Origin of the sequence: Caballeronia sp. LP006, from assembly GCF_031450995.1 — a bacterium.
GTDB lineage: Bacteria > Pseudomonadota > Gammaproteobacteria > Burkholderiales > Burkholderiaceae > Caballeronia.
This window is the reverse complement of sequence record NZ_JARTVW010000004.1, coordinates 288,320-315,046: the sequence shown is the minus strand read 5'-3', so window position 1 is coordinate 315,046 and position 26,727 is coordinate 288,320. Positions and strand designations below refer to the sequence as shown.

23 protein-coding genes are annotated in these 26,727 nt (G+C 61.6%); 9 read left to right on the top strand and 14 right to left on the bottom strand.

The genetic code is table 11. From position 1 onward, the window contains the following. Window positions 1–87: 87 nt before the first annotated feature. The 3 genes from P9250_RS11575 to P9250_RS11565 all read right to left on the bottom strand — a co-directional run bounded on the left by P9250_RS11575 (window position 88) and on the right by P9250_RS11565 (window position 3,234). Entirely contained in the window at window positions 88–288 is a 201-nt protein-coding gene (locus P9250_RS11575; RefSeq protein WP_244828357.1) for a hypothetical protein, read from the bottom strand. Between the two features lie 255 nt (window positions 289–543). After that, on the bottom strand, window positions 544–1,716 hold the full coding sequence (locus P9250_RS11570; RefSeq protein ID WP_310393097.1) for an FAD-binding oxidoreductase: 1,173 nt from the start codon (window positions 1,714–1,716) through the stop codon (window positions 544–546). Window positions 1,717–1,734: 18 nt separating this feature from the next. Next, window positions 1,735–3,234 carry an aldehyde dehydrogenase family protein gene (locus P9250_RS11565; protein WP_310393095.1) on the bottom strand — a complete coding sequence of 500 codons (1,500 nt, stop codon included), beginning with the start codon at window positions 3,232–3,234 and terminating at the stop codon, window positions 1,735–1,737. Window positions 3,235–3,433: 199 nt separating this feature from the next. Between P9250_RS11565 and P9250_RS11560 the strand changes: the two genes are divergently transcribed. Beyond that, a complete protein-coding gene (locus tag P9250_RS11560) occupies window positions 3,434–4,039 on the top strand; it encodes an XRE family transcriptional regulator (protein WP_310393093.1) in 606 nt (201 codons plus the stop codon). A 13-nt stretch (window positions 4,040–4,052) separates the two neighbouring features. Here the strand turns inward: P9250_RS11560 and P9250_RS11555 are convergent, their stop codons facing one another. From P9250_RS11555 to P9250_RS11535, 5 genes are all read right to left on the bottom strand, one after another. Beyond that, complete coding sequence (locus P9250_RS11555; RefSeq protein WP_310393092.1) at window positions 4,053–5,498, bottom strand: cytochrome P450; 1,446 nt, start codon at window positions 5,496–5,498, stop codon at window positions 4,053–4,055. Between the two features lie 67 nt (window positions 5,499–5,565). Continuing rightward, window positions 5,566–6,426 carry an IclR family transcriptional regulator gene (locus tag P9250_RS11550; RefSeq protein ID WP_310393089.1) on the bottom strand — a complete coding sequence of 287 codons (861 nt, stop codon included), beginning with the start codon at window positions 6,424–6,426 and terminating at the stop codon, window positions 5,566–5,568. A gap of 69 nt (window positions 6,427–6,495) precedes the next feature. Next, on the bottom strand, window positions 6,496–7,320 hold the full coding sequence (locus tag P9250_RS11545) for a sugar phosphate isomerase/epimerase (RefSeq protein WP_310393087.1): 825 nt from the start codon (window positions 7,318–7,320) through the stop codon (window positions 6,496–6,498). Between the two features lie 10 nt (window positions 7,321–7,330). Continuing rightward, window positions 7,331–7,942: an NIPSNAP family protein gene (locus P9250_RS11540; protein ID WP_244828366.1), complete on the bottom strand. Its 612-nt coding sequence runs from the start codon at window positions 7,940–7,942 to the stop codon at window positions 7,331–7,333. Beyond that, the gene (locus P9250_RS11535) at window positions 7,939–9,717 is read right to left on the bottom strand and encodes an FAD-dependent oxidoreductase (RefSeq protein ID WP_310393085.1); all 1,779 of its coding nucleotides are present in this window, start codon (window positions 9,715–9,717) and stop codon (window positions 7,939–7,941) included. Before P9250_RS11535 ends, P9250_RS11540 begins: the two co-directional genes overlap by 4 nt. Before the next feature lie 371 nt (window positions 9,718–10,088). Here P9250_RS11535 and P9250_RS11530 point away from each other — a divergent pair, with 371 nt between their 5' ends. The 3 genes from P9250_RS11530 (at window position 10,089) to P9250_RS11520 (ending at window position 13,489) form a co-directional block, all read left to right on the top strand. Next, a complete protein-coding gene (locus tag P9250_RS11530; protein ID WP_310393083.1) occupies window positions 10,089–11,807 on the top strand; it encodes a SulP family inorganic anion transporter in 1,719 nt (572 codons plus the stop codon). A gap of 572 nt (window positions 11,808–12,379) precedes the next feature. Beyond that, window positions 12,380–13,207, top strand: coding sequence for a shikimate dehydrogenase (locus P9250_RS11525; protein WP_310393080.1), 828 nt, complete (start codon window positions 12,380–12,382; stop codon window positions 13,205–13,207). A gap of 150 nt (window positions 13,208–13,357) precedes the next feature. Next, complete coding sequence (locus tag P9250_RS11520; protein WP_310393078.1) at window positions 13,358–13,489, top strand: hypothetical protein; 132 nt, start codon at window positions 13,358–13,360, stop codon at window positions 13,487–13,489. Window positions 13,490–13,508: 19 nt separating this feature from the next. Here the strand turns inward: P9250_RS11520 and P9250_RS11515 are convergent, their stop codons facing one another. Further along, window positions 13,509–14,846 (bottom strand): hypothetical protein, encoded by a 1,338-nt coding sequence (locus P9250_RS11515; RefSeq protein ID WP_310393076.1) that lies wholly within the window; start codon window positions 14,844–14,846, stop codon window positions 13,509–13,511. Window positions 14,847–15,358: 512 nt separating this feature from the next. On the opposite strand from P9250_RS11515, the gene P9250_RS11510 reads away from it, so the two are divergent. After that, window positions 15,359–15,841 carry a hypothetical protein gene (locus tag P9250_RS11510; RefSeq protein ID WP_244828372.1) on the top strand — a complete coding sequence of 161 codons (483 nt, stop codon included), beginning with the start codon at window positions 15,359–15,361 and terminating at the stop codon, window positions 15,839–15,841. Window positions 15,842–15,871: 30 nt separating this feature from the next. On the opposite strand, the gene P9250_RS11505 is transcribed toward P9250_RS11510, so the two are convergent. Together P9250_RS11505 and pdxY are read right to left on the bottom strand one after the other, a co-directional pair. After that, window positions 15,872–16,831, bottom strand: a complete 960-nt coding sequence (locus tag P9250_RS11505) for an MBL fold metallo-hydrolase (protein WP_309960588.1) — start codon at window positions 16,829–16,831, stop codon at window positions 15,872–15,874. Between the two features lie 115 nt (window positions 16,832–16,946). Continuing rightward, the gene (gene pdxY / locus P9250_RS11500) at window positions 16,947–17,825 is read right to left on the bottom strand and encodes a pyridoxal kinase PdxY (RefSeq protein WP_244828375.1); all 879 of its coding nucleotides are present in this window, start codon (window positions 17,823–17,825) and stop codon (window positions 16,947–16,949) included. A gap of 450 nt (window positions 17,826–18,275) precedes the next feature. On the opposite strand from pdxY, the gene glgC reads away from it, so the two are divergent. The 4 genes from glgC to P9250_RS11480 all read left to right on the top strand — a co-directional run bounded on the left by glgC (window position 18,276) and on the right by P9250_RS11480 (window position 23,411). Beyond that, window positions 18,276–19,550, top strand: coding sequence for a glucose-1-phosphate adenylyltransferase (glgC, locus tag P9250_RS11495; protein WP_244828377.1), 1,275 nt, complete (start codon window positions 18,276–18,278; stop codon window positions 19,548–19,550). Window positions 19,551–19,587: 37 nt separating this feature from the next. Further along, window positions 19,588–21,051 carry a glycogen synthase GlgA gene (glgA, locus tag P9250_RS11490; protein WP_310393073.1) on the top strand — a complete coding sequence of 488 codons (1,464 nt, stop codon included), beginning with the start codon at window positions 19,588–19,590 and terminating at the stop codon, window positions 21,049–21,051. A 58-nt stretch (window positions 21,052–21,109) separates the two neighbouring features. Then, window positions 21,110–21,910 carry an SDR family oxidoreductase gene (locus tag P9250_RS11485; RefSeq protein ID WP_244828381.1) on the top strand — a complete coding sequence of 267 codons (801 nt, stop codon included), beginning with the start codon at window positions 21,110–21,112 and terminating at the stop codon, window positions 21,908–21,910. A gap of 64 nt (window positions 21,911–21,974) precedes the next feature. Beyond that, window positions 21,975–23,411: a dihydrolipoyl dehydrogenase gene (locus P9250_RS11480; RefSeq protein ID WP_310393071.1), complete on the top strand. Its 1,437-nt coding sequence runs from the start codon at window positions 21,975–21,977 to the stop codon at window positions 23,409–23,411. Between the two features lie 70 nt (window positions 23,412–23,481). On the opposite strand, the gene P9250_RS11475 is transcribed toward P9250_RS11480, so the two are convergent. From P9250_RS11475 to P9250_RS11465, 3 genes are all read right to left on the bottom strand, one after another. Then, window positions 23,482–23,838 carry a hypothetical protein gene (locus P9250_RS11475; RefSeq protein ID WP_310393069.1) on the bottom strand — a complete coding sequence of 119 codons (357 nt, stop codon included), beginning with the start codon at window positions 23,836–23,838 and terminating at the stop codon, window positions 23,482–23,484. A 266-nt stretch (window positions 23,839–24,104) separates the two neighbouring features. Beyond that, window positions 24,105–24,998 (bottom strand): 3-hydroxyisobutyrate dehydrogenase, encoded by an 894-nt coding sequence (mmsB, locus tag P9250_RS11470; protein ID WP_310393067.1) that lies wholly within the window; start codon window positions 24,996–24,998, stop codon window positions 24,105–24,107. Window positions 24,999–25,011: 13 nt separating this feature from the next. Then, on the bottom strand, window positions 25,012–26,559 hold the full coding sequence (locus tag P9250_RS11465) for a CoA-acylating methylmalonate-semialdehyde dehydrogenase (RefSeq protein ID WP_310393065.1): 1,548 nt from the start codon (window positions 26,557–26,559) through the stop codon (window positions 25,012–25,014). Between the last annotated feature and the right edge of the window lie 168 nt (window positions 26,560–26,727).

Sequence of the window (26,727 nt, the reverse complement as noted above, 5' to 3'; positions counted from 1 at the left end):
GCGTGAATAGCTTTTTCTATCGGGCAGAGTTGCGCTACGCGTGCCGTAAAGCGTGTCGCACGCGCAACGAATCGGAAAAGAAAATGATCAGTTATACCCGCGAATCACGCAGGATTTTTGTTCCTCTTCGGTTTTCTCGCCTGCAAAACGACCGCAGATTTCCGCAACGTACTGTGGTGCGCCGCTGACCTGGCTGGACTTGTGACACACCGGGGCAGTTGTTGCCGACGCGGTGTCGGCTTCGTCTTCCAGCCATTGTGCGAGCCGGGCGCTCATATAGGCTTCCATGTCTTGTCTCCGTACTAAAAACGCAAGTTGCGTCTGACGGTTTAAGCATGCGCTTATCGGCGTCTATTGGCCCTAGTGGATTTCATTAATGGACGAACGGCATTTTTGTGACTTGCTCGAAAAAATTGCTATTTACCGCGTGCCCATGTCGTTGACAGCAATCTGCTAATTTCTCTGACGGCCATATTAGCGCCTGCTTTTGCAGACGGTAATGCAGCCATGCTGGTTTATGCAACTCGACTGCATATAGCTTTTTCAAACCACGTTTTTTTCAATGATCGGCCGGCAGGTCAACACACGCGCCCAATCGAGCGAAGATAAATCCAGCGTGATGTATTTTCCATGCAAGATAAGTTCGCTCAAGCCCCGTCCCGTTGCGGGTCCTTGTTGCAAGCCGTGTCCGCTGAACCCATTGGCAAAAAGGCAATTCTCGATGTGCGGGTGGGCCCCAATGATCGCATTCTGGTCAAACACGTTGTATTCATAATACCCAGACCAGCATCGTTCCACGCGCAGCGCTTCGAATCCCGGAACGCGATGCGCAAGCGTCGGCCAAATGACATCGTCAAAAAGCGCGTGATCGACTTCATCGAGCGGCAGGTCGTCCGGATCGTTGTCCGCCGAAGGCGATGTGCCGCAGATAAACGTGCGTCCCTCAGGGCGAAAGTAGACGCCACTCGGATCAATCAACAACGGACAGCCTTCGAGCACCGCAGGCGACGATACGTTGAAAATGCTGCGCCGCCGCGCGTACACCGGAATATCGATGTCGAGCATTGCCGCAATCCGGCGCGACCAAGCGCCCGCCGCGTTGACGACGACATCGCATGCGAACGCTTCGCCGTTCGAGGCAAGCACGCGCTTCGCCCGGCCGCCTTGGCATTCAATATCCGTCACTTCGGCCGCCACGTAACGCGCGCCCAGGGCCTGAGCCTTGCGTCGTAGCGCCTGGACGAGACCATAGCCGTCGAACCAGCCTTCGCCGGTCTCGCCGAACGCACCCGCCGCAAGGTCTTTTGTATTCAACCAAGGGAAGCGCGCGCGCAGGGAAGCGGGATCGAGCAAGGTGATATCCGCGCCGAGTTCGCGTTGCAGCGCATGGTTCTCTTGCAGCGTGGACAGGCCCGGCGGCGTCGCTAGAAAGAGATAGCCGCCTTCGTGCAGATCGACCGAAGGCCGTTCGCCGTTCACTTCGAGCCGCTCGCCAATCGACCGTAGGAACTCGATACCGAACAACGACATACGCACGGAAAGCGGCGTCGAGAATTGCTGTCTGATCGACGCCGCCGACAACGCCGACGACGAGCGCGCGTAAGTCGGATCGCGCTCGATCACCGTGACTTGCACGCCTGGATCCATCAAGCGAAGAAAGTACGCGGTCGAACTGCCGATCACGCCGCCGCCAACGATCACAACCTTAGACACCACGCCGCCTCCGTTTAAGGACTAGCCGAGATTGAAGTCGATGCCCTGTGCAAGCGGCAATTCCGACGAATAGTTGATCGTGTTGGTCGCGCGCCGCATGTAGGCCTTCCACGCGTCCGAGCCGGATTCGCGTCCGCCGCCGGTTTCCTTTTCGCCGCCGAACGCGCCGCCGATCTCCGCGCCACTCGGCCCGATGTTGATATTGGCGATGCCGCAATCGCTGCCCGATGCCGACAGAAAGCGCTCCGCCTCGCGCAGATCCGTCGTGAAGGCGCATGAGGACAAGCCGTGCGCGGCGGCGTTATTCGCGGCGATGGCGTCATCGAAATCGGTGTAGCGCATCACATAGAGAATGGGCGCGAAGGTTTCCTTCAGCACGACTTCGCTTTGTGCGGGCATTTCGACGAGCGCGGGACGCACGTAATAGCCATTCTCGTTACCCGTCACGCTCACGCGTTCGCCGCCGAACACCTTGCCGCCCTCGCCCTTCGCCTGCTCCAGCGCGTCCTGCATGCGCGCAAAAGCCTGCACGTCGATGAGCGGTCCCATCAACACGCCGTCGTTCAACGGATTGCCGACCGGGACTTTTGCATACAAATCCTTGAGGCGAGCGACGGTTTCGTCATAGATGCTCTCATGGACGAAAAGACGCCGCAGCGACGTGCAGCGCTGCCCCGCGGTGCCGACCGCCGAAAACAGAATGCCGCGCAGCGCGAGGTCGCGATTGGCCGTCTGCGAGACGATGCCGGCATTGTTGCCGCCGAGTTCGAGAACGGAGCGCCCGAAACGGCGCGCCACTTCCACGCCCACCGCGCGGCCCATTTCCGTGCTGCCGGTCGCGCTGACGATATCGGAGCGTTTGTCCGCGACGAGCTTCGCGCCCACTTCACGGTCGCCGATCAGAACCGATGCCAGGCCGGCCGGCGCGGTGCCGAACTCGTCGAGTACATCGCGCATGATGCGATCGACGGCGAGCGCGGTAAGCGGCGTCTTTTCCGACGGCTTCCACACGACCGCATTGCCGCACACGAGCGCAAGCGCCGCGTTCCACGACCACACCGCGACCGGAAAATTGAATGCAGAAATGATCGTGCAGACGCCGAACGGATGCCACGTTTCCGCCATTCGATGACCGGGCCGCTCGGAGGCGATCGTCAGGCCATACAGTTGCCGCGACAGGCCGACGGCGAAGTCGCAAATGTCGATCATTTCCTGCACTTCGCCCAGGCCCTCTTGCAGGATCTTGCCCGCTTCGAGCGCGACGAGCCGGCCGAGCGCAGCCTTCTTTTCGCGCAGGCGATTGCCGAGCAAACGCACCAGTTCGCCACGTCGCGGCGCCGGAACGTTGCGCCACACGGCAAATGCGCTGCGGGCTTGCGCAAGCGCGGTATCGACATCGGCGGAAGTATGGCGTTTCACGCGTCCGATGATTTCGCCGCTGATGGGCGAAGTGACAGTCATGTCGCCCTCGTTCGCGATGCCTGCGATACCGAGGTCGGAGAGAATGGTCTTTGCGTCCACAGTGAATTCCTTTTGCATGCAAAATTAGCTTCGCCGTTTCCGATGCGAAACAACGGTCAAGTTCGGAAACTATACGCGCAGCCTCCGATGCCCACAACGCTGTCAATATTGGGGTTCTCACCAGTCTCGGTTTGCATACCGAATGCAAACGCCTGAAAAGTCGATGGTATTATCGGAAACAAACCACCTTCGACCTCCCATGTCCACTTTGCCCGCCAAAAATTCGACTGAGCAATCCGCAGCCGATCTCGGACGACGGGTAAAGCACGCTCGCAGCGCTCAGAATCTCACGCTGGAAACCGCGAGCCGGCTATGCGGCGTGTCGCGCTCGGCGTTGTCGAAGATCGAGAACGGCTTGATGTCGCCGACTTTCGATGTCTTGCAGAAGATAGTACGCGGCCTGCAGATCGATCTCGCGGAACTGTTCGGCAGCGCGCCCGCTGCCAGCGCAAGCGGCCGGCGCGCACTCACGCGACGCGACGAAGGGCAAAGGCACGCGTACCGCGGCTATCAGATGGAATTGCTGGCGACTGAACTCGCGCACAAGGCGATGCTGCCGTTTCGCATCCGCATCTCGGCGCATACACTGGATGCCTTCGACGACTGGGGCCGTCACGAAGGCGAAGAGTTCTTGTACGTGATCAGCGGTAGCGTATGCCTCTACTCGGAACTTTATGCGCCGACGCATCTGAATGCGGGCGACAGCATCTATTTCGACAGCCGCACGGGCCACGCGGCGATATCGACCAGCACGGAAGATGCCGAAGTTCTGTGGATGGCAACCGGTGCCGCCGACGTTCAATGAACGATGACGCGGTTCAGGCGGGCCGCAAAGCGAGCCGCATCGGCATGCGATTCGGCACCACCGTGAAGTTGCAGACTTCGTGAATATCGGCGGCATCCTGAGCCAGGCGCGCCGTGAAATTCGCCGTGAGCATCGAAATGACGAGCCGCATTTCGACCGCTGCCAGATGCCGTCCCGGACACACGCGCGGCCCCGCGCCGAATTGCAGATAAGCGCGTGGATCGTGCGTTCCCTGATTTGCGTGCTCGCCCGCCTGCAGCCGATGCTCGCGCAGCCAGCGATCCGGATCGTAGCGCGCGGGATCGCTGAAGTGGCTTTCGTCGAGCATCGCGGGACGATTTAGAAAAAAGAGCTTGGTGCCCGCGGGTAGCCGCACGCCCTGCAACTCCACTTCCTCCAGCGGTTCCAGCGACAAATACGGCGCCACCGGATGCAGTCGGCTCGCCTCCGTGCAGACGGCCTCGCATAGATCGAGTTCGCGCATTGCCTGATAATTCGGACAAACGCGCGCGTCGCCGAACGTGCATTTTGCATGCATCGCGATGCGCGTCTGCAAGGCTTCATCGCCGCCGAGGAACAGGAGTCCCCATGCGAGCGATGCCACCGTCGTGTCTTCGCCCGCGACGAGCATCGTCATGACGTTGGCGGCGACTTCGTCATCGGTGAGGCCGGACTCGGGCGCGTCACGCAGCGCGAGCATCGCTTCGAGCAAATTGCGCGGCTCGAGTGCAGATGCCTCGTCACGCATGCGTTCGCGCGATCTCGACATCAAGCCACGCACATAGCGATGCACTTCGGCCATTGCACGATCGAATCGGCGGTCGCGCGGCAGCCGCATATAGCGCCAGTAGGGAAACGGCGTGGAGAGGCGCGTCATGATCATCGGCAGAAGCTGCGAGAGATGCTCCTGGATGACGCCGCGTTCTTTTTCCAGCGTGTTCGGGTCTTCGCCGAATGCGAGCGCGCTCGTGACATCGACGGTATAGCGCTTCAAATCGTCGTTCATCTCGACGATACGTCCCTCGCGCGCGGCCGACTCCCAGCGCCGCCGCAAACGCTCGGTGATCGCGGCCAGCGTCGGATAAAACGCCTTGATATGCGGCACGGACAGCGCCTGCATCACGAGCCGACGCTGCGGCGCCCACGCTTCGCCCTCGATGGAAAAGAGACCATTACAGCCGACTTCATCGAACAAGGTTTCGAGCGGACCGTAACGCCGATAACGATGCGGACGTTCACGCAAAACCGCTTGCGACAGCTCGAAATCCGACCACACGACAATAGGCACGCGGCCGAGCTTGAAGCGATACGGCGTGCCCAGTTCCTTCGCCCATCGCTCGAGCGTCAGATGATGAGTCGACGGCGGCAATTGAAAGAGATTGCCCGCGAGCGGCAAGCCGCGCGGCGAAGGCAAGTCGTCGATTTCGCGCAAAGAAGCTGTGACGGACGCGGCATTCATGATCGGCCTCGCAAGCGCTGATGTGCACAGCATAGTGCAAGCGCGACGCGCGCGACGGCCGTTGCGCTTATTGAACGAGAGCGCTTTTTGCCCGCTTCTTGCCAGCAGGCGCCGGCGCTTCGGTAACGACCGGAGCTTGAGTCAACGGCCGCTTGAAATAAGGCGAGCTCAAGGTTGCCGCGCTCATATCGGATGCCGCTTCGAGCAGCGCGGGCGCAAGCTCTTTCAGACGCGTTTCCGGCAAACGGCTCGTCGGACCCGCGAGACTGACGACACCCACGACCACGCCCGTCATCGGATGATGAATCGGCGCGGCCATCGACGTCATGCCGGCTTCGTAGGTTTCGCTCGCGATGCCGTAACCGCGTTCGCGCGCCGCGCGCAAGTCGGTCAGGAACTGCTGAATCGTCTTCGGCGCCTTCGGACCGCCTTGTCCGGGCTTGCCGAGTCCGCCTTGCTTCGACACGAGTTCGAGCGCTTCCTCATCGGTCAGCGACGACAACCACGCCTGTCCGCTTGCCGTGCAATGCAAGGGCGGCTGGCTGCCCATGTCCGGGTCGTAGCGCAGCCCGGACTTCGCGCCCTGCGCCTTGCCGACGAAGGTGATGTGATCGTCCTCCACCACGCCAAGCCGCGCCAATTCGCCCGACGCCGCCGCGAGGCGGTCGAGCACCGGTTGTGACACATCGAGCACGCCGCCCGTCGAAAGGTAGATCAGCGCAAGCGACACGAGCTTCAGCGCGAGCATGTACTCGCCGTGATTCTCGTCCTGGCGCACGTAGCCTTCGTCGATCAACATCGCGAGCAGACGATGCGTGCCGCTGCGGGGAATGCTCAAGGTATCCGCGATGGCGGCAAGCGGCATGCGTCCGCCGTTCTTCGCCAGCAGTTCGATGATGGACAACGCGCGCTCAAGATTTCCTGCCATGTTTCGTTACCTCGAAGTTCCGATTCGGAATTTGAACATGATTCCACCTCGGAATTCAACCGCCATCGTTCAATGCCCGGCATAAACCTCGTCAAGCAACGCAAGCGTCGCTTCGCGCATGCGCTTCGCGCGCTCGAGCGCGCTGGCGGTCTTGGCCCACTGTTGCGTCGGTATTTCGAGTGAAAGCGGCAAGCCTTCCGGCAGTGCATGCAAAATGCCAGCCAAGTCGATACCGCCTTCACCCGGAATCATCCGCTCGCAGCGCGCCTGGAAAAGTAGTGTTTCGAGGTCGGTCGGGCGCTCGGCGGGTGCGTCGCAGAACTGCACATAGCCGAAATACTCGCGCGGCAACTCACTCAGCGTCTGGGTCGACGACCCCGCGCGGTCGAAGTGAAGCGGATCGATGATCAGCCCCGTGTTGTTGCGTTCCGCCGCCTTCACGATGCGCGCGGCTTGCACGATGTCCTTCGCGTCGGTCCACGGCATCGGTTCGAGCGATGGCGAGAGGCCATACGGACGCGCCAGATCGCACAACTGCGCGAGACGCTCGGCGGTGCGCGACTCGTCGGGATCGTTGCCCGCGACGAGCACATAGCGCGCGCCAAGTTCGGCGGCGGTCGCAAGCATCGGCTCGTACGCGGTTACATCGGTGTCGGGTTTGAGGCGAAGAATTTCCGTGTCGAGCACGCCAATGCCGGTGTCCTTCAACGCCGCGAGCGTCTCGCGCACGAGCGGTGTATCGCCCATGATGTCGTGCCGCACTTCGGTATCGGTCGCCGGAAGAAGGCGCAGGCCGACATAGTCATAGCCGGCGTTCGCCGCGCATTCGACCATCTGCGGCGGCGTCAATTCGAGCACGGTCAAAGCTGAGAGCGAAAGTTTTCGTGTGGACATATGGATTTCCTTAGCGTAGTGGCGAGAACGGTGCGGGCACATAGATGGTCGATTCCATCGTCGTCAGATGGGCGGGTCCGCCCTTCGGCGGCCATACGCCATCCTTCACCGATTCCGCGCGAATACGCGAGCGTTCATCCACGCTCTTGTACGGCCAGATGTTCAGAAAACGCGGCACGGTGCCATCGAGCGCGTACATTGCACCGATCAACGGCGAACGCTTCGTGCGTTCGGGCAAGGCGTTCTGCCACGCGTCGATGGTGTGCTGCAGGCTCGCGAGCTTCGTGCCGTAGACGCGCATTTCATAGATGCCGTTGTGTTCGGCAGGCTCGATCGGCGGCAGGAATGGAAAGAGCGCATAGCTATTTATTTCGACATCCGTAATGAATTCGCCGCAGCCGAACGGATTGCCTTCGAGCAGAAGGCGCCTGCGTTCATCGATCAGTGCCGCTTCGGATGCGTAGCCGCGCAAGACCATCACCTTGCCCAAGGCACCGATATCGGAATACCAGCAGCCGAGCAAGCGCGCGCCTGCTTGCTCGCCGCTCGACTTGATGTTTTCGAAGACCTGCGCGTTCGTGCCGATCTTCACGGTGAGTGTGACTGTGTCGTACAGGGTCATTGAAATGTCCTTGCCTGATTGAATTGAGAGAGAGTGGTCATGGTTTCGATGCGATGCGCTTCTCGTTCACTGCTGTCATCGCTTTGATCTGCAAGTGCGTGGCCCGCGAGATAACCGAAGGTCATCGCCGGACCGAGCGTGATGCCGCCTGCGGGATAGTGGCCGCCCATCATGCTCGCGGCATCGTTGCCAACTGCGTAGAGGCCGGCAATCGGCATGTGCGCTTCGTCCAGCACGCGGGCGCTCGAATCGGTAGCGAGGCCGGCGAATGTACCGAGGCTGCCGGGCAGCACTTTCACTGCGTGATACGGGCCATCGGCAATAGGTGCAACGCATGGATTCGGCTTATGCGATGCATCGCCCTGCATGCGGTTGTAGGGTGTCGAGCCTCGATGAAATTGCGGATCGAAGCCGTCGCGAGCGTAGTGGTTATACGCCGCGATGGTTTCGATGAAACCAGTTGTCTCGATGCCGCAAACTCGCGCGAGCGCTTCGAGCGTGGGAGCGCTTCTCAGATAGCCCGAGCGTTCGTGCGCGCGCAACGGGAATGGAAACGGCTTCGCGGCACCAAGGCCATAGCGTCGCAGAAAACGATGATCGCAGACGAGCCACGCGCACACTTCATCGCCTGCGGGTGTGATGTCCATCAACGCGGACATGAAGTCGTAGTACGACGACGCTTCGTTCACAAAGCGCCTCCCCACACGCGTCACCGCGATCAGACCAGGCTTGCCGCGTTCGATCAGATGCGCGAACGCGACATGCGGACCATCGCGCTTCGGAACGAGCGAAACGGGCGCCCAAGCCGCGGGATTTTCGAGCATTGCGTTGAAGTATGCGCCTGCGGCCTCGCCCATGCGAATGCCGTCGCCGGTGTTGGAACGCGGCGCCGCGGACCAATGTTCGCGGCCCGTCGGCGTATAAGCGAACGTAGCCGCGCGACGTGCTTCATCGTGCGGATATCCACCGCACGCGAGCACCACGCCGCGTCGCGCATGGACCTCATGCTTTACGCCTTCGATCTCGACATGAGCGCCGATCACACGATAGCCATCGCGCAAGAGACCGACCGCTTTAGCGCGCGTGCGCAGATCGACGCCACGATCCGCCGCCGACTTCAAGAGTCTTGCAATGAGCGCATTGCCGTTCAATAGATGCATCGATCTGCCATAGCGAAGCTTGTCGTGCGCGAACTTGGCGAAGCGTTTGGTGACATGCCACGCGGAGCGCATCGAGCGCGTGGCGTTCAGAAAGTGCGTGAGCTCTTGTCCTGGAGAGATCGCCATGCCGTTGATCGTCGTATCGAGAAGCGGTGGCCGCAGCTTGTCGATGAGCGCCCCGAGTTCGCGACCATCGAAAGGCATGGCGCACACGGAGCGGCCACCCGTTCCCGCGCCTTGCGAGGTATGAAAGTCCGGAATGCGGTTGCCATCGATGAAACGCATCGACGTATTTGTCTCGAAGAACTCGACCATGCGCGGACCGTGTTCGATGAGCGCGTCGACTTTAGCCGCGTCGTATTGCGCGCCGAGTTCGGCCTTTAGATACGTTCGCGGCGCGTCTGCTTCCTCGATCATTCCTGCGCGCGTCGCAAGCGGACTGCGCGGAACCCACATCCAGCCGCCCGACCACGCGGTCGTGCCGCCGAAGACGTCTTCCTTCTCGCAGACCAAAACGGAGAGTCCGCGCGTGGCCGCTGTCACGGCCGTCGATAGTCCGCCCGCACCGGAACCGAGCACGAGGACGTCGCATTCCAGTACCGGGTCAGGCTTCATCGCTAGGCCTGGGTTGATGCCTATTGCTTGCCGGCGCACGCGGCGAAGAGTCCTCGTGCAGCAAACGCATGCTGTCTGGTGACGTTCGATGTCGCGTAGACAGCCGAGAAACAACCTCGCGCATACGGCCGCTTGTATTCGATCTAACCAGCGTCTCCATCATTTTTGTCTCGCTCCTTCCGATTCGGATCGCAGTGATACGCGACTCGAAGCTGCCTTTAGCTGTAGAACTGTCTTTGATATTGGAATCCTATTCCATTTTCCGATCGCGCGCAAAGACCTTTTTAGATTGCTCGGCGTGAGTGATCAAGTCGCTTGGCATTGCGGCCGTCATGGGGCACGATGCGCTCTTCCCGCGACCGGTATAACGCATGCAAGATTCAACTCCGCGACCTCCCGTGCCGCCGCGTTTCCTGAAAGGCATCTTGCCGATCGACCGGCTCGCTGCGGGACGCGACATTCTTGCGGGGCTTTCGCTCGCATCGATGGATATCCCGCAAGTCTTGGGCTATGCGCGCATTGCCGGCATGCCTGCGGTTACAGGTTTGTATACCGCATTCATTCCGCTAGCCGCGTTCGCGTTGTTCGGGGCATCGCGCCATCTCGTGGTGGCCGCGGATTCCGCCACCGCCACGATTTTCGCGAGCCGCGTATCGACCATCGCGCCGATGGCGAGCGCCGAATATGTCGAACTGGCAAGCATGGTCGCGCTGCTGACTGCCGCGTTGTTGCTGCTCGCACGGCTCTTCAGGCTCGGCTTTCTCGCCGATTTCCTTTCGCGCACGGTGCTGGCCGGTTTCCTGGCGGGCGTCGGCATACAGGTGTCGATCGCCATGCTCGGCGATATCCTCGGCATGACCGTGCCGGTGCCGTCGTCGCGCAGCCTTGCGCAGCTTTGGTATGTTGTCGACCATATCGTCGAAGCGAACTTGCCGACGCTCGCTCTCTCGTTACTCGTGATCGTCGCGATACTTGGCTTCAGACGTATCTGGCCGCGCGTGCCGATACCGCTCGTCGCGGTCATCGGCAGCATCCTCGCGAGCAAGACGTTCGGGTTCGCGGCCCACGGCATCGCGGTCCTTGGCCCGGTCGCAGGCGGATTGCCGCCGCTGCGCGTGCCACACGTCACGTGGCAGCAGTTTCTCGATCTCGTGCCCGTGGCGGCGTCGTGCTTCGTGATGATCGTGGCGCAAAGCGCGGCCGCGGCGCGCGTCTTCGCACAGCAGCACCACGAGTCCGCCGATACCAACGGCGACTTGCTCGGCCTCGCCGCCGCGAATGCGGCTGCCGCGTTCAGCGGCGCCTTCGTGGTCAACGGCAGCCCGACGCAGACAGCGATGGCCGATCGCGCCGGCGCACGCAGCCAGATCGCGCAACTCACCTTCGCGGCGGTGGTGGTCGTCGTCTTGATGTTTTTGAGCGGCTTTTTGCAGTACCTGCCGCATTGCGTGCTTGCCGCGATTGTCTTCACCATCGCCGTCGGGCTCGTCAATGTGCAAAGCCTGCAGGCCATTCGGCGCGAGAGTCCGGGAGAGTTCACGCTGGCGCTGATCACGGCGGCGGCGGTCGTTCTGATCGGGGTCGAGCATGGCATCTTGCTTGCCGTGGCGTTGTCGCTGATGCGGCATGTGCGGCACAGCTATCGTCCGCATACGATGGTACTCGCGCCCGTCGCGCCGGACCGCCGATGGCAGTTCGTACCGACGCGTCCCGGCGTCGTCACCGCGCCTGGCTTGATCGTGTATCGGTTCGGCACCGATCTGTTTTTTGCGAACGATCATCTCTTCGCGGCGGAAGTGAAGCAGTTGATCGATGCGGCGCCTCTTAAACTACGTCATTTTGTCGTCGATGCCGGCGCGATCACCGATCTGGACTACTCGGCCGCGCGCACGTTGAGCGATTTAGTCGCAAGCGTGCGGCATCGCGATATCGCGATGATCTTTGGACGAGTGAATCCGTTTCTTCGGCTCGACATGGATCGGCATGGACTAACGGAAGTGATCGGCAAGTCCAATGTATTCGCGACGCTGCACGAGGCGCTTGAGGCTGCGGAGGTGAGTGCCGAGGCGCATGAGGCGGGGGCGCTTTGAGGTGAGGCGCGTTCGGCACATAGGACTCAGGGCTCGGAATTCGGCTTCAGCATCTGGCTGCGACTGCGGCTGCGGCATTCGGCATTCGGCATTCGGCATTCGGCATTCGGCGTTCGGCGTTCGGCGTTCGGCATTCGGCATTCGGCATTCGGCATTCGGCATTCGGCGCTCGGCGCTCGGCGCTCGGCGCTCGGCTTCGGCTTCGGCTTCGGCTTCGGCTTCGGCTCCGGCTCCGGCTTCGGCTTCGGCTTCGGCTTCGGCTTCGGCTTCGGCTTCGGCTTCGGCTTCGGCACGTTCACACTCGTTTTGCATTGGATTTGTATTTTAGATACCCGCAAGTTGCATACTGCATGCACTTTGCCCACGCTGGCGTAGAGAGCCGTGAGGCACTTCCTCCGACCACTCACTCTGCATATTTCAAGTAAGCCGAAATTAAAGACCGTTAGTTGCCAACGCAGACAGAAGATTGAATCCAATTCCAATTTAGACTACAGTTCATCAACGCTTTTGAGCTAAGACACCCATCCGCGCAACGTCCACCGACCGAAGCGCACAAAGGAGACATTCAAAGCATGGCGCAGGACACATCCTTCTCCGCATCGCTCGATGCGGGCTTAAGCGGCGCAACTCGCCTCTACTTCATCGTCGGCGATCCCATTGCGCAAGTACGTTCGCCCTCCGGCGTGACCGCCGCCTTGCGCAAGGCAGGACACGATGCAATCGTGATCCCGGCTCACGTCGCACCTGCCGACCTCGCCGCTTTCTTCGCCGGCGTCACGCCGATGCAAAACGTCGATGGCGTCATCATCACCGTGCCGCACAAGTTCAGCGCCGCTGGCTTCTGCGCGTCGCTCGCGGAAGAATCCGCGTTCCTCGGAGCGGCCAACATGCTAAGACGCAACGCGGACGGCTCCTGGCACGGCGGCATGTCCGACGGCGCCGCGATGGTCGCGGCCCTTGGCGACGCAGGCTGCGATCCGCAAGGAAAACGCGCGCTTCTAATCGGCGCGGGCGGCGCGGGATCGGCAATCGGTCATGCGTTGGTAAATGCGGGCGTCGCATCGCTCGCTGTCCGCGATTTCGATGCCGCGCGCACCAAAGCCCTCGCCTCGCGTCTGGCGAGTCTGGGTCGCGGCGCCGTAAGGGTCGATAATGACTCGGGCGCGGAGAACTTCGACATCGTCGTGAATGCCTCGCCTGCCGGAATGCGCGAAGGCGATCCGCTGCCAATCGATGTATCGAAGCTCGATGCAAAGACTTTCGTCGGCGATGTCGTCACGAAGCCACCGCTTACGCCGTTCATCGAAGCGGCGCGCGCGCAAGGTTGCCGCACCGTCACCGGCACGCAAATGTTCGGGCGCGTGTGCGACAAAATCGTGGACTATCTGTTGAAGCGCTGAAGCCGCGCCAGCCGAATAAAGGCTTCCGGTTTTAATTCCATGATCCTTGCTGCACTTTGATGGCCGCGCATTCGCTTCCTTCCGAAGCGCGTGCCGATCTCATCGGCCTCTTCGTAGCAGCCCGGAGCGCACCGCGAGAGTCGCTACAGCATGAAGATGCACGACGGCGCCACGCGCGATATCGACAGCGCGCTTGAACCGCAAGACGGTCAGTGCGTGACCACCATCCATTCCGCCCAGCGCGGCTATGCGCGGCCCATGCCTGCCAACGAGTGCTCATGAGCGGCAACGGCGGGTCGACTCATTTGCCCGCCGTCCTTTGATGCATGCGGACGCGTTGCGCCAGTTCATCCGCAACGCGTTCCACAACGGGCCGCCAGTCGCCCGCCGCATGCTGACGCAGCAGTTGCACCGAGTCGTACCACGGCTGCGTCTCGCCGGTTCCCCAACACCAGTGCGATGCAAGATCGATCATCGCCAGCACCGGCCGCCCAAGCGCGCCACCGAGATGCAAGGGCGAACTATCGATAGTCACCAATACGTCCAGCGCCGTGAGCAATGCAGCGGAGTCATGAAAATTGTCTCGATAGCGCTGCGCAACCTCGACGACACACGCACCTGCCGCGCGCATCTTTGCGATATCGTCATCGCGGCCGGGAGCAACCGGATAAAACGTCACGTTCGACAGACGCCAAAGCGGCGCAAGCGCATCGACGGGAATGCTGCGTTGACCATCGCGCCGATGCGTCGGACTGCCCGCCCAGACGATGCCGACACGCAAGTTATCGGCGCCTTCTTCTTCGAGCAAGCAGCGCCACGCCGCAACGCGTTCCGCATCGGCATGCAGATACGCGCGGCCCTCGATTTCCGCCGGCATCAAGCCTAGCCAGAACGGCATGCTCATCATGGGTATGGAGTAATCGCAGCCGCTGAATGCATGTTCCGCGACCAGCACGCAATCAGGCACGACACGCTCGATGAGCGAGTGAAGGACATGGCGCACAGCCAGCATCGGCTCGCCGCCGTGCGCGCGCACCAACTCTGCGAATCGCGGATATAGACGCACGAACTGGATATCGTCGCCATGACCGATCTCGCTATACACAACCACGCGCCTTCCCGCGAGCGATTCACCGCGCCAGCGCGGCGCTTCACGTTCCACGCGGGTGACGACGCTCTTGTCGCCATGATGCGGGTTAGTCAAACGATGTTCGAAGCGCGTCCAGCCGTCACGCCACGCGCCGCGACGCAATTCGAGATCGGCTAGATCAATCGGGAGATGCGGCGCATTTGGACTCTGCACAATAGCCTGGCGGTAAAGCGCTTCCGCTTCCTCATAACGCGCCTCTTCGTTCAGATACATCGCGATCGCGCCCGTGACGAGACCGTTGTCCGGATGCAGCCTTGCGGCATCGCGCATGACCGCTTCGGCCTTCATGCAGTCATGCCGCATCCAGTGACTATGACTGAGTTGCCAGGACAGTTCGACATCGCCAGGAAAGCACTGCAGCGCGTTTGCACAGAAGTGCTCGAGCAACGCCCAATCGCCGGAATCACGTATTTCCAAAGCGTGCTTGAGTGCGTGGTTCGCGTCGGGATACTGCTTGAAATCGAATGAATCAACGAGCAGACAAGGCATGAATGAAGCGTGGAAACGAAGCGGATTATCAGTGTAGCCAACGCATGGCGTTGCGCGCGTTCAGAAACGCAAAGATATGTTTGAAAGCGCAACGATGATGCACATCGTTCCGAAGCGCTTACTCAAGCAATGAACCTTGCGACGACGAGGTTTCAGCCTGAACGGAATCACGACGACCATGAAATGGTGTGCTTCCGAATCGAGGTTGAGCGCCGCGCGGGCGTTTGCCATACTCCTCAATGTTGTCTCCTCACGCGTTCACCCTAACGGGATTTCAACTGGACGCGCTCTCGCCGCCTACCCCGGGCGGCATTTTTTTATCCGTCTGTCTTGCTAACTAATCGACGGATTTTCCTCAGACACTTCAAGCGTTTTTCTATCAGCGCTTAGTGACAAAATAACGCCAAAATTAAGCACTCATCCGCGCTTCGTAGCAGTGCCAATTGACAGCCACTTGCGAAGCATGAAAGCATCGCCGTCGATCTTCCTCAAAGCCACCGGAGACCTTCGCGATGATCTACCACGCATCTATTCCCGCCCGCGATCCACAACACGTCGCCAACGTGCTCGCCGAACTCTGGAACGGTTTCGCCGCGCCGTTTCCATCGTTTCCCGACTCGTGGATGGCCGTCGCCGGCGATGACCGCGGCAGCATCATCGAAGTTTATCCGGGCGATCGCGTCATCACGCCCGGCGGCGGCGCGGAAACCAGCGTGAGTTTTGGCGCGGGCAAGGTCGACCGTCCGCAATACAGCGCGTTTCATATGGCGATTGCCACGCAGATGGACGCGGCGCAAGTGATCGCCATCGGCGAACGCGAAGGCTGGCGCGCGGTGCGCTGCACGCGCGGCCGCAATTTCTTCGACGTAATCGAACTATGGATCGAAAACTCGACGATGCTCGAATTCCTCACGCCCGACATGCAGGCGCAGTACCTCGCATTCGCCACGCCGGAGAACTTCAAGGCAATGGCCGCAGCCGCCGCGACCGCGTGATTGACGACCAAACGCGAACGGCCGCGCGCGTCATTCCTGCAACGCGGTCCACATTTCCTTGTCGCGCTCGGCGGTCCAGATACGCGGATGCGTGATGCCGCTCGCTTCGTCGAAGGCGCGCGAGACATCGAAAGGCAGGCAATGCTCGTAGATGAAGACGTGGCCGAACTTCGGGTCCATCGACTTGCGTGCGAGCGCCATCGCGCCCTTGAGGTCGAGTCGTTGCGCAACGGCTTCGCGCCCGGCGGCAAGCAGTGTCGTGACGAAGTCCTTCGTGTAGTCGAGACCCTTGTGCACATCTTGAGGCGTGAGCAACGCGGGGCCACGGCCCGGCACGAGCTTCCGCGCATTCAGCGCGCGCAACGCTTCGAGCGTCGTGGGCCATTGCGCGAGCTGGGCATCGCCGCAATAACACGCGGCGTCGTATTCGACCAGATCGCCCGAAAACAGCACGTCCTGCGATGGCAGCCATACGACCGTATCGCCCTTCGTGTGACCCGCGCCGAGATGCGCGATGCGCACTTCGAGCTTGCCTAGCCAAAGCGTGATCTCGCGATCGAACACGAGCGTGGGCCATGTCAGGCCCGGCACCGTCTCGACGCCTGCAAAGAGGCGCGGAAAGCGCTCGATCTCCGACTTCATGTCCGCCTCGCCGCGCTCGACGATCATCTCGTACGTGCCTCGGCTCGCGATGACCTGCTGCGCGCCTTCCGCGAAATACGCCGATGCGCCCAGCACGCGCACCGCGTGATAGTGCGACAGCACGACGTACTTGATCGGCTTGTCGGTGACGCTGCGAATCTTCGCGATGAGATCCTGCGCCATTGCGGGCGTCGCGGTCGTATCGACGATCAGCACGGCGTCGTCGCCGACGATCACGCCCGAGTTCGGATCGCCTTCTGCCGTATAGGCGTAGGCGTTCTCGGAGAGCTGCGTGAAGGTGATCTTCTTCTCTTCCAGGTCCGCCTGGGATGCGAATGCCTTTGCCATGTCGCGCTTCCATGAGTGAGAGTCGGTGAATCATCGACGCCCATCTGGCGGCTTGTCAAAAGCAACCGCGCGTCCTGTCAGCCAACCAAGGGTAAATACGGGGCGCGTGGCCGGACTATCGCCGCGCCATCTCGGTGCCCGACACGCGAATGGCCGGAAACCAGTCGGTGGGCTTTGCGATCTCGTCCTGCGAGGCGACGATCTCCAGCTCGTAACGCCCTGCATCGTAAGTCGTCTTCACCACCGCGTTGACGGCCGCGAGCGTGTGTTCGAGCGCGTGGCGCAAGGAATCGCCCTGCAAGGTGCGCGCGACGAACACACCGCTCGTCAGATCGCCGACGCCCACTGGCTGACGCGCGAACGGATACAGCGGACGCTGCGCGAACCACGCTTCGTGCGCGTTCACGGCCAGCATGTTGAAGGTATCGGCGCGACTGTTGCGGTCGAGCAGATGCTTGACGAGCAGCGTGCGCGGCCCGCGCGCGATGACTTCGCGGCAGGCATCGACGGCTTCTTCCACCGTCTCGATCGGCCGGCCCGCGAGCTTTTCGAGTTCGAGGTGATTGGGCATCATGGCATCGGCGACTTCGGGCATGGTCGTCACGAGGAAGTCTTCGATGCCCGGCGCCACCGTGCAGCCGCCCGTCACGCCCATGACCGGATCGCAAAAGAAGAGCGCGCGCGGATTCACCGCCTTCACCATCTTCACGATCTCGACCACCGCGCGGCCTTGCTCGGTCGCGCCGAGAAAGCCCGACAGCACGGCGTTGCAGCGGCCGAGCACGCCGATCGCGCCGATACCTTCGATCACGCTCTGAAGCTCGTCGGCGTCGACCACGCTACCGGTCCAGCGGCCATATTGCGTGTGATTGGAGAACTGCACCGTGTTGAGCGGCCAGACGTTGACGCCGAGACGGCGCATTGGGAAAACCGCCGCGCTATTGCCGGCGTGGCCGAACACCACATGCGACTGGATACTCAGGACGTTGTTCATGTTTTTGATTCCCGGGTGCGGCTTGTTCGGTCAGGAGAATGCCGCATGGCATGCGGCTTCTCTTCGTGCTCGCAAGCGTTTGCGTGTTGATCGCGAAGCTTGCATAGCCGTATTGTGCCGTGCCTTAACGCACCGCGGCATCGTCCACGCACGATAAATTGCGCAACTGCAACACCCGAGAAGGCCGCCGCACGGGCGTTCGGCACGCTGTTTGCTCGAAAATGCCGCCAGCATTCCGTGCACTGAGCGCGGCAGCGCGGATCGGTGGAACAAAAAAAGAGCGACATCGGTACACGAATGCCGACGCGCACCGGATAATGCTTCCACCCTGTTCGTGCGCGCGAACTCATGGACCTACCCCAAGCCAGCGAGCTCGCGCGCCGCCAGCATACGAGGACGAACAAGAGAGCAGCATCAATTCACTAGTCGCAGGTCAAATCAGGAGCTGACATGGAGACGTCGTCAAAGAATCGCACCGATTTGCAAAAGTCGACCCTGGCAATCGTCCTCGCCGGAGGGCGCGGCACTCGTCTCGGACCGCTTACCGACAGGCGCGTCAAACCTGCCGTGCATTTCGGCGGCAAGTACCGCATCGTCGATTTCGCTTTATCCAACTGCCTCAACTCGGGCATCCGCCGTATTGCCGTCGTCACGCAATACAAGGCTCACTCGCTGTTGCGCCATCTTCAGCGCGGCTGGGGTTTCCTTCGCGGCGAGTTCAACGAGTTCATCGATATCTGGCCGGCGCAGCAGCGCGTCGATTCGAGCTGGTATCGCGGCACGGCCGACGCCGTGTTCCAGAACCTCGACATCATCCGGTCGATTGCGCCGGAGTTCATCATCGTGCTGGCGGGCGATCACATCTACAAGATGGATTACACGCGCATGGTGCTCGACCACGTGGAGAGCGGCGCGGATTGCACGGTCGGCTGCATCGAAGTGCCGCGCATGGACGCGACCGCCTTCGGCGTGATGCATGTCGACGAAAATCGCCGCGTGACGGACTTCCTGGAGAAGCCCGCCGATCCGCCCGCCATGCCCGGCAAGCCCGACGTGGCGCTCGCGAGCATGGGCATCTACGTGTTCAGCGCGAAGTATCTCTACCACCTGCTCGAAGAGAACATCGCCGCGTCGAACACGGATCACGACTTCGGCAAGGACATCATTCCGCGCGTGGTGACGAGCGGCACGGCCATCGCGCATCCGTTCAGCATGTCGTGCGTGACCTCCAGCGCCGATCCCGAAGCGCCCGCTTACTGGCGCGATGTCGGCACCGTGGATGCATACTGGGCCGCAAACCTCGACCTTGCATCGACCATCCCCGAACTGGATTTGTACGACCGCAAATGGCCGATCTGGACCAATCAGGAACAGTTGCCACCAGGCAAGTTCGTGCGCGATCTCAACGGCCAGCAGGGCGCGATCACCAATCTGCTCGTCTGCGGCGGCTGCGTGATCTCGGGTTCGCAAGTTTCGAAGTCGGTGTTCTCGTCGGCGGTGCGGGTGCACTCATTCTGTAACATCAATGAGGCAGTCTTGTTGCCTCAGGTGACGATAGGACCGAGTTGCCGATTGCAGCGCGTGGTGATCGATCGCGGTTGCACGGTGCCGGAAGGTCTCGTGATCGGCGAAGATCCGGACGACGATGCCGCGCGCTTTTTCCGCACGGAGTCCGGCGTCACGCTCGTCACGCGCGAAGCGTTGCAGCGGCTCGCGGATCGTTGAAGCCACGAAGTAGTCAACTCAACCTACGGGAGCGCCGATGACCGTGTGCGTGCTGCATGTTGCAGCAGAAATGTTTCCGCTGTTGAAAACCGGCGGCCTCGCCGACGTAGTCGGGGCGCTGCCGCCGGCGCAATCGCAACTGGGCACGAACGCGCGCGTGGTGCTGCCGGGCTTTCCCGCCGTGCTCGAAGGTCTCACCGGCATCGAGCCCGTCGCGGATCTGGGCGCTGCGTTCGGTGCCGGCAATGTGCGGCTCGAACGCGGTGTGTTGCAGCCGCATGGCGTGATCGTCTACGTCGTGCGGGCCGACCAGTTTTACGACCGTCCGGGCAATCCTTATCTCGATGCCGCGCATCGGCCGTATGCGGACAACGACCGGCGCTTCGCGCTGCTCGGCTGGAGCGCGGCACGTATCGCTGGCGGCGCCGATCCCGCTTGGCAGCCGCAGATCGTGCACGCGCACGACTGGCATGCGGGCCTCGCGCCCGCCTACATGCGCGCGTTCGAGCGTGGAGGCGCGCCGCGCGTCGCCACGGTGATGACGGTGCACAACCTTGCGTATCAGGGCGTGTTTCCCGCGTCCGAGTTCGGCGCGCTGCAATTGCCTGGCGACTTTTTCGCGGTCGATGGCGTCGAGTTCTATAGTCATGTCTCGTTTTTGAAGGCCGGGCTTTACTACGCGGACCGCATTACCACGGTGAGTCCGACTTACGCCCGCGAGATCCAGACGCAAGCCCACGGCGCGGGTCTGCATGGCCTGTTGCAGTCGCGTACCCACGACATCACCGGGATTCTGAACGGCGTCGATTATTCGATCTGGAGCCCTGCCGTCGATGACTCCATCGCGTCGCGCTACACGGCCGCGAAGCCATCGGCGAAAAGCAAATGCAAAGCCGCCTTGCAGGAGCGCATGGGCCTCGCGCGCGATGACGACGCCCTGCTCTTCGGCGTCGTCAGCCGCCTGACCGAGCAGAAGGGTCTCGACCTGCTGCTTTCCGCCGTGCCGGATATCGTGCAGCGCGGCGGCCAGCTCGTCGTGCTCGGCACGGGCGACCCGGCGCTCGAAACCGGCATGAAGAACGCGGCGCTCGCGCATCCGGGCGCGGTGGCCGTCGAACTGGGTTTCGACGAAACGCTCTCGCATTCGATCATCGCGGGCAGCGATGTCGTCATGGTGCCGTCGCGCTTCGAGCCTTGCGGACTCACGCAGCTTTATGCGCTGTCGTATGGCGCGCCGCCGCTCGTGCATCGCGTGGGCGGGCTTGCGGATACGGTCGTCGATTGCTCGCTGGAAAATCTCGCGGATGAACTCGCGACCGGCTTTACCTTCGATGTCTTCGACCGCGCGGGAATCGTCGGTGCAATCCGGCGCGCGTTCGCGTTGAAAGCGCGTCGCACGGAGTGGAAGACCGTCGTGAAACGCGCAATGACGCAGAACTTCGGCTGGGAGACGGCGGCATTGCGCTACGCGGAGGTCTATCAGGGCTTGCTCGGCGCGTGAGCGTGCCGGGCGCGCACCTTGCTTGCCGCCACGTGACGCAAATCACACGGAAACGCTCATGCAACGATCCCTCGAAGGCCAGATCGCGCTCGTCACGGGCGCGAGTTCCGGCATTGGCGCGGGTGTCGCACAGTCGCTCGCCGATGCCGGCGCGAAAGTCGCCATCAACTATCACTCGCACGCGGAACCTGCCGAAAAGCTCGCCGCCGAGATTACGGCGAATGGCGGCGATGCCTTCGCCGTCGCCGCCGACGTCTCCGACGAACACGAAACCGACGCCATGTTCGATGCCGTCGTCAAGCGCTATGGCACGGTGGATATCGTCGTGGCGAACTCCGGCCTGCAAAAGGACGCGAGGTTCACCGAACTCACGCTCGACGACTGGCGCCGGGTTATCGACACGAACCTGACCGGGCAATTTCTCACCGCGCAGCGCGCGGTACGCGAGTTTCAGCGGCGCGGGCCGCGGCCGGTGTCGAAGGCGCTCGGCAAGATCATTTGCATGAGTTCGGTTCACGAGATCATTCCGTGGGCAGGGCACGTGAACTACGCATCGTCGAAAGGCGGCATTCAGATGATGATGAAGTCGCTCGCGCAGGAAGTCGCGCCGCTGCGCATCCGCGTCAATTCCATCGCGCCCGGTGCCATCCGCACGCCGATCAACAAGGACGCGTGGGACACGCAGGAAGCGCTCGACCGGTTGCTCACGCTCGTGCCTTATGGGCGCGTCGGCGAAGTGGAAGACATCGGGCGCGCGGCGGTCTGGCTCGCCTCCGACGACAGCGATTACGTCATCGGCACGACGCTCTTCGTCGACGGCGGCATGACGCTTTACCCCGGTTTCGCCGACAACGGATGATCTGTTCGTCCCGACAACAAACGAAGGCCAGCGGGCCGCAACCACATAACCAACGGGACATACGATGAAGACAATCACAGTAGACGTCGCCGTGATCGGGGCGGGCACGGCCGGTCTCGCCGCGTTTCGCGCGGCAAGCGAGGCTGGCGCGAAGGCCGTCGTGATTGAAAGCGGCGAACTGGGAACGACGTGCGCGCGCATCGGCTGCATGCCGTCGAAGCTCTTGCTCGCCGCCGCGAATGGCCTGCACGACGCGCACGCGCTGGCTCCGCGCGGTATCGAAGGCACGCATGCGCTCGATGCCAATCTCGCGCAAGTGCTCGACTATGTGCGGCACGAACGCGATCACTTCGTGAATAGCGTGATCGAGGAAACGAAGTCGTTTCCCGACGGGTCGATCCTGCGCGGCCACGCCCGCTTCGACGGGCCGACGACGCTCGTCGTTAGCGACGAGACGCGCATCGAGGCGAAAAGTATCGTGATCGCGACGGGCGCGGCGCCCGTGATTCCCGACGAGTTGAAGGTCTTCGAGGACAAACTCATCACGAGCGACGATCTGTTCGAACTGCACACGTTCCCAAAGCGCATGGCCATCTTCGGCGCGGGACCGATCGCGCTGGAACTCGGACAGGCGCTGTCGCGGCTGGGCGTCGAAATATTCATGTTCGCGAAAGGCGGCGGCGTCGGCGCGATCAGCGACACGCCCGTGCGCGATGCGCTCGCCGCCGCGCTCGCCGACGAGTTCTATCTGGATGCGGATGCGAAGATCGACGAAATGTCGCTCATGGACGGGCAACCGACGCTGCGCTTCAAGCCGCCCCTAGGCGACGAGCGCATCGAGCGCTTCGATCTCGTGCTCGCCGCGACCGGACGCGCGCCGAATCTGCAGCCACTCGACCTCGGCAAAACGGGCATCGAGCTGAACGACAAGGGCGTGCCGCTCTTCGACGAAAACACCATGCAATGCGGCAAGAGCGCGATTTTCATTGCAGGCGATTGCGACGGCACCCGTCCCTGGCTACAGGATGCCGCCGACGAAGGCAAGCTCGCTGGCGACAATGCCGCGCGCTTCCCGGACGTGAAGCCGGTCAAGCGCAAGGTGCCCTTTTCCATCGTGTTCTGCGAGCCGCAGGTGGCGATCGTCGGCGCAGCCTACGACGATCTCGACAAGCAGATGACGGTGACGGGCGAAGTATCGTTCGAGACGCAAGGACGCAGTCGTGTGATGCGGCAGAATCGCGGCCTTCTCCATATTTACGCCGATGCAAAAACCGGCAAGCTGCGCGGCGCGCAAGGCTGCGGCCCGGCGATGGAACATCTCGGGCATTTACTCGCCTGGGCATTGCAACTCGACTTGACGCTGGACGAAACGCTGAAGCTGCCTTTCTATCACCCGGTTGTCGAAGAAGGATTGCGCACCGCGTTAAAAGATGCGAATAGAAAGTGCTATGAAGAACGCTCGGAGACGCCACCGGGATTGCCCAGCGCCGCAGGTTATTGAACGCCTGAAACGAGAAGGGCCGGCTGCAAAAGCAGCCGGCCCTTTTTGACTCAGAGCAAGAACGCGTGATTTAGCTTTGGCTCAAGCCATATTGCAGTGCAAGGTCAAAACCGAGCACGACGAGCGAACAGAACAGCCCCAGCGACAAATTCGCAAGACGATGCCCCACGTCCTTATGCTTCGTCAATACCGCGCCCGCCAGGAAAGCAATTTCAACAATGACCTGCATGGCGAACACGGCGACCATCAGCGCGAACTCATAACCCATCGCGTTGAAGTTCATGAAATTAAAGCCGTTGACCGCAACGTAAGACCCTACTCGCCAGATTTCGTATGCCAATAACAGCAACGGGAAAAAGTAGCTGGCTACATAAGTCGGCAGCGTGGCGTGCCGCAATTCCATATTTAAGTGTCGTGTTACTTGCATCGCGTACTCCTCGTCTGAGCGCCCGACAGGCCGGGCTAATCGCCTGCATCCAGTAACGCCATTGCAGCCGTGTTTTAACAGTACAAGGGCGTCGTGCTTTCAGAATAGGACAATTTTCGAGAAAGCGAATCATCGTTATCCCGATGATTCCACCCAGTAAGGGGTTTAAAGCGACATGGTGCAGTGCAGCTTAATAAAGCGATTATTACGTTAAGACGAATTAGGCACGCACGTGCGTGCCTAATTAACCTATGGCTTAATCTGCGTTACCGCTCCTGGGTTTTTCCGTATAACTTGATAATGCCCGAAAAGTCGAGTCCGCCTAATCCCTGCTGGCTCATCGACTGATACAACTGTTGTGCCAGAGCGCCCATGAAGACGGGCTGTCTCGCGCCGCGCGCGGCATCGACGGCGAGGCCGAGATCCTTGAGCATGAGATCCGCACCGAAGCCGCCGCTATATCCGCGCGAAGCCGGCGCGGTTTCGACAATACCCGGATAGGGATTACACGTATCCGAACTCCAGCAACGCCCCGTCGATGTATTGACGATACTCGCCAGTTTCGAAGGATCGATACCGAGCGTTTCTCCGAGTTTCATTGCTTCGGCAACGCCGATCATCGAAATACCAAGCAGCAGGTTATTGCAGATCTTTGCAATCTGGCCCGTTCCGGTTTCGCCGCAACGCACCATGTTTTTACCCATGCCCGCCAACACGGGACGCAAGGTTTCGAAGAGCGCCTCTTCCGCGCCGACCATGAAGGTGAGCGTGCCGGCCTGCGCGCCGACCACGCCGCCGGACACCGGCGCGTCCGCGAACGGATTGCCGTGCTTCGCCGCCGCCGCGCCGATGAACTTCGCGGTCGCCGGGTCGATCGTGCTGCTGTCCACGAGCGGAACGCCTGCCTTGACGCCCGCGAGCACGCCGTCATCGCCGAGATAGACCGCCTTCACGTGCGCGGCGGCGGGCAGCATGGTGATGACCACTTCCGCGTCCCGCACCGCGTCGCTCGGGCGCGCGGCGAGCGTCGCGCCTGCCGCTTTCGCCGCATCGAGCGCGGGCGCGGAAAGATCGAACGCCGTCACCGCGTGACCGGCCTTGAGGAGATTCGCCGCCATCGGGCCACCCATGTGCCCGAGTCCGATAAAGCCGATATGCATCGCTGTCTCCTGTTTAACGCAACGCGATGGTCGTGTTGACGCCGTCGTTGACGGTGGCGTCGTCGAACCAGCGCGCGGTCACGGTTTTAGTCTGCGTATAGAACTGCACGACCTGCTTGCCGTACGGACCGAGATCGCCGAGCTTCGAGCCGCGCGATCCCGTGAAGCTGAACGCGGGCACCGGCACCGGAATCGGAATGTTGATGCCGACTTGACCGATATCGATCTCGCTCTGGAACTTGCGCGCCGCCGCGCCGCTTTGCGTGAAGAGGCCGACGCCGTTGCCCATCGGATTGCGGTTCACGAGTTCGATCGCGTCTTCGAGCGTCGAGGCTTCCAGCACGCACAGCACCGGCCCGAATATCTCCTGCTTATAGATGGTCATCTCGGTGGTGACGCCCGTGAAAATGGTCGGCGCGATGAAGTTACCGCTCTCGTAGCCTTCGATCGACACGTCGCGTCCGTCGAGCGCGAGCGTCGCGCCCTCTTCCACGCCTTGGCCGATCAGCCCGAGGATGCGTTCCTTCGCTGCCTTCGATACAACCGGCCCGACATCCGTATTCGGCTCCGTGCCGCCGTTGACTTTGAGCGAGCGCGCGCGTTCGACGAGTTCCGGCACCCAGTCCTTGGCCGCGCCCACGAACACCGCGACCGATGTCGCCATGCAGCGTTGTCCCGCCGCGCCGAAACCCGCGCCCGCGAGCGCGTTGAGCGTCTGCTCCTTGTTGGCGTCGGGCAGGACGACGGCGTGATTCTTGGCGCCCATCATCGACTGGACGCGCTTGCCGTGCTGGCTTGCGAGGTTGTACACGTGCGTGCCGACCGCCGTCGAGCCGACGAAGGAAATCGCGCGGATCAGCGGATGCGTGCAGATGGCATCCACCACTTCCTTGCCGCCGTGCACGACGTTGAGCACGCCCGCCGGAATGCCCGCTTCGACCGCGAGTTCGACCAGTTCCATGGTCGAAAGCGGATCTTGTTCCGATGGCTTCAGCACGAAAGTGTTGCCGCAGACGATCGCCATCGGGAACATCCAGAGCGGGATCATGGCCGGGAAGTTGAAAGGCGTGATGCCCGCGCAGACGCCAATCGGCTGGCGCAGCGTGTAGGTATCCACGCCGCCCGCGACGTTCTCCGAAAACTCGCCCTGTTGCAGCGTGCTGATGGAACACGCATGTTCGACGACTTCGAGGCCGCGGAAGATATCGCCTTCGGCATCGGCCAGCGTCTTGCCTTGCTCGGCGGTCAGCGTCTGCGCCACGCGTTTCAGGTTCTGCCTCACCAAATCCTGAAAGCGCAGCATGAGGCGCATGCGCACGCCGAGCGGTGTGGTGCGCCAGGTCTGAAACGCCTTGTGCGCGGCAGTGACGGCGGCATCGACTTCTTCCTTGGTCGCGAACGGCACGCGGCCGACGACTTCCTGCGTCGCCGGATTGACGATATCGCGCCAATCCGCAGTCTTCGAGTCGATGAATTTGCCGTCGATCAGCAATTTGGCCGTGCGAGTCGACGTGTCTGCGCGAGCCGCGCCTTGAGCCGGATGTTCAGCAGCAATATTCACGAATGTCTCCTTGTTGGAATGTCATGCAGAAAGGACGAACGGAAGCGACGGGACGCGCCAGAAGGCCAGCGGCAAGGGAATCAGCATGTCGTCTCCGAAATCGTTATCGGCGCGCCGTCATGCAGCGCACTCGTACCCTTGAGTATAGTTATGCAAAAGTCCATCGAC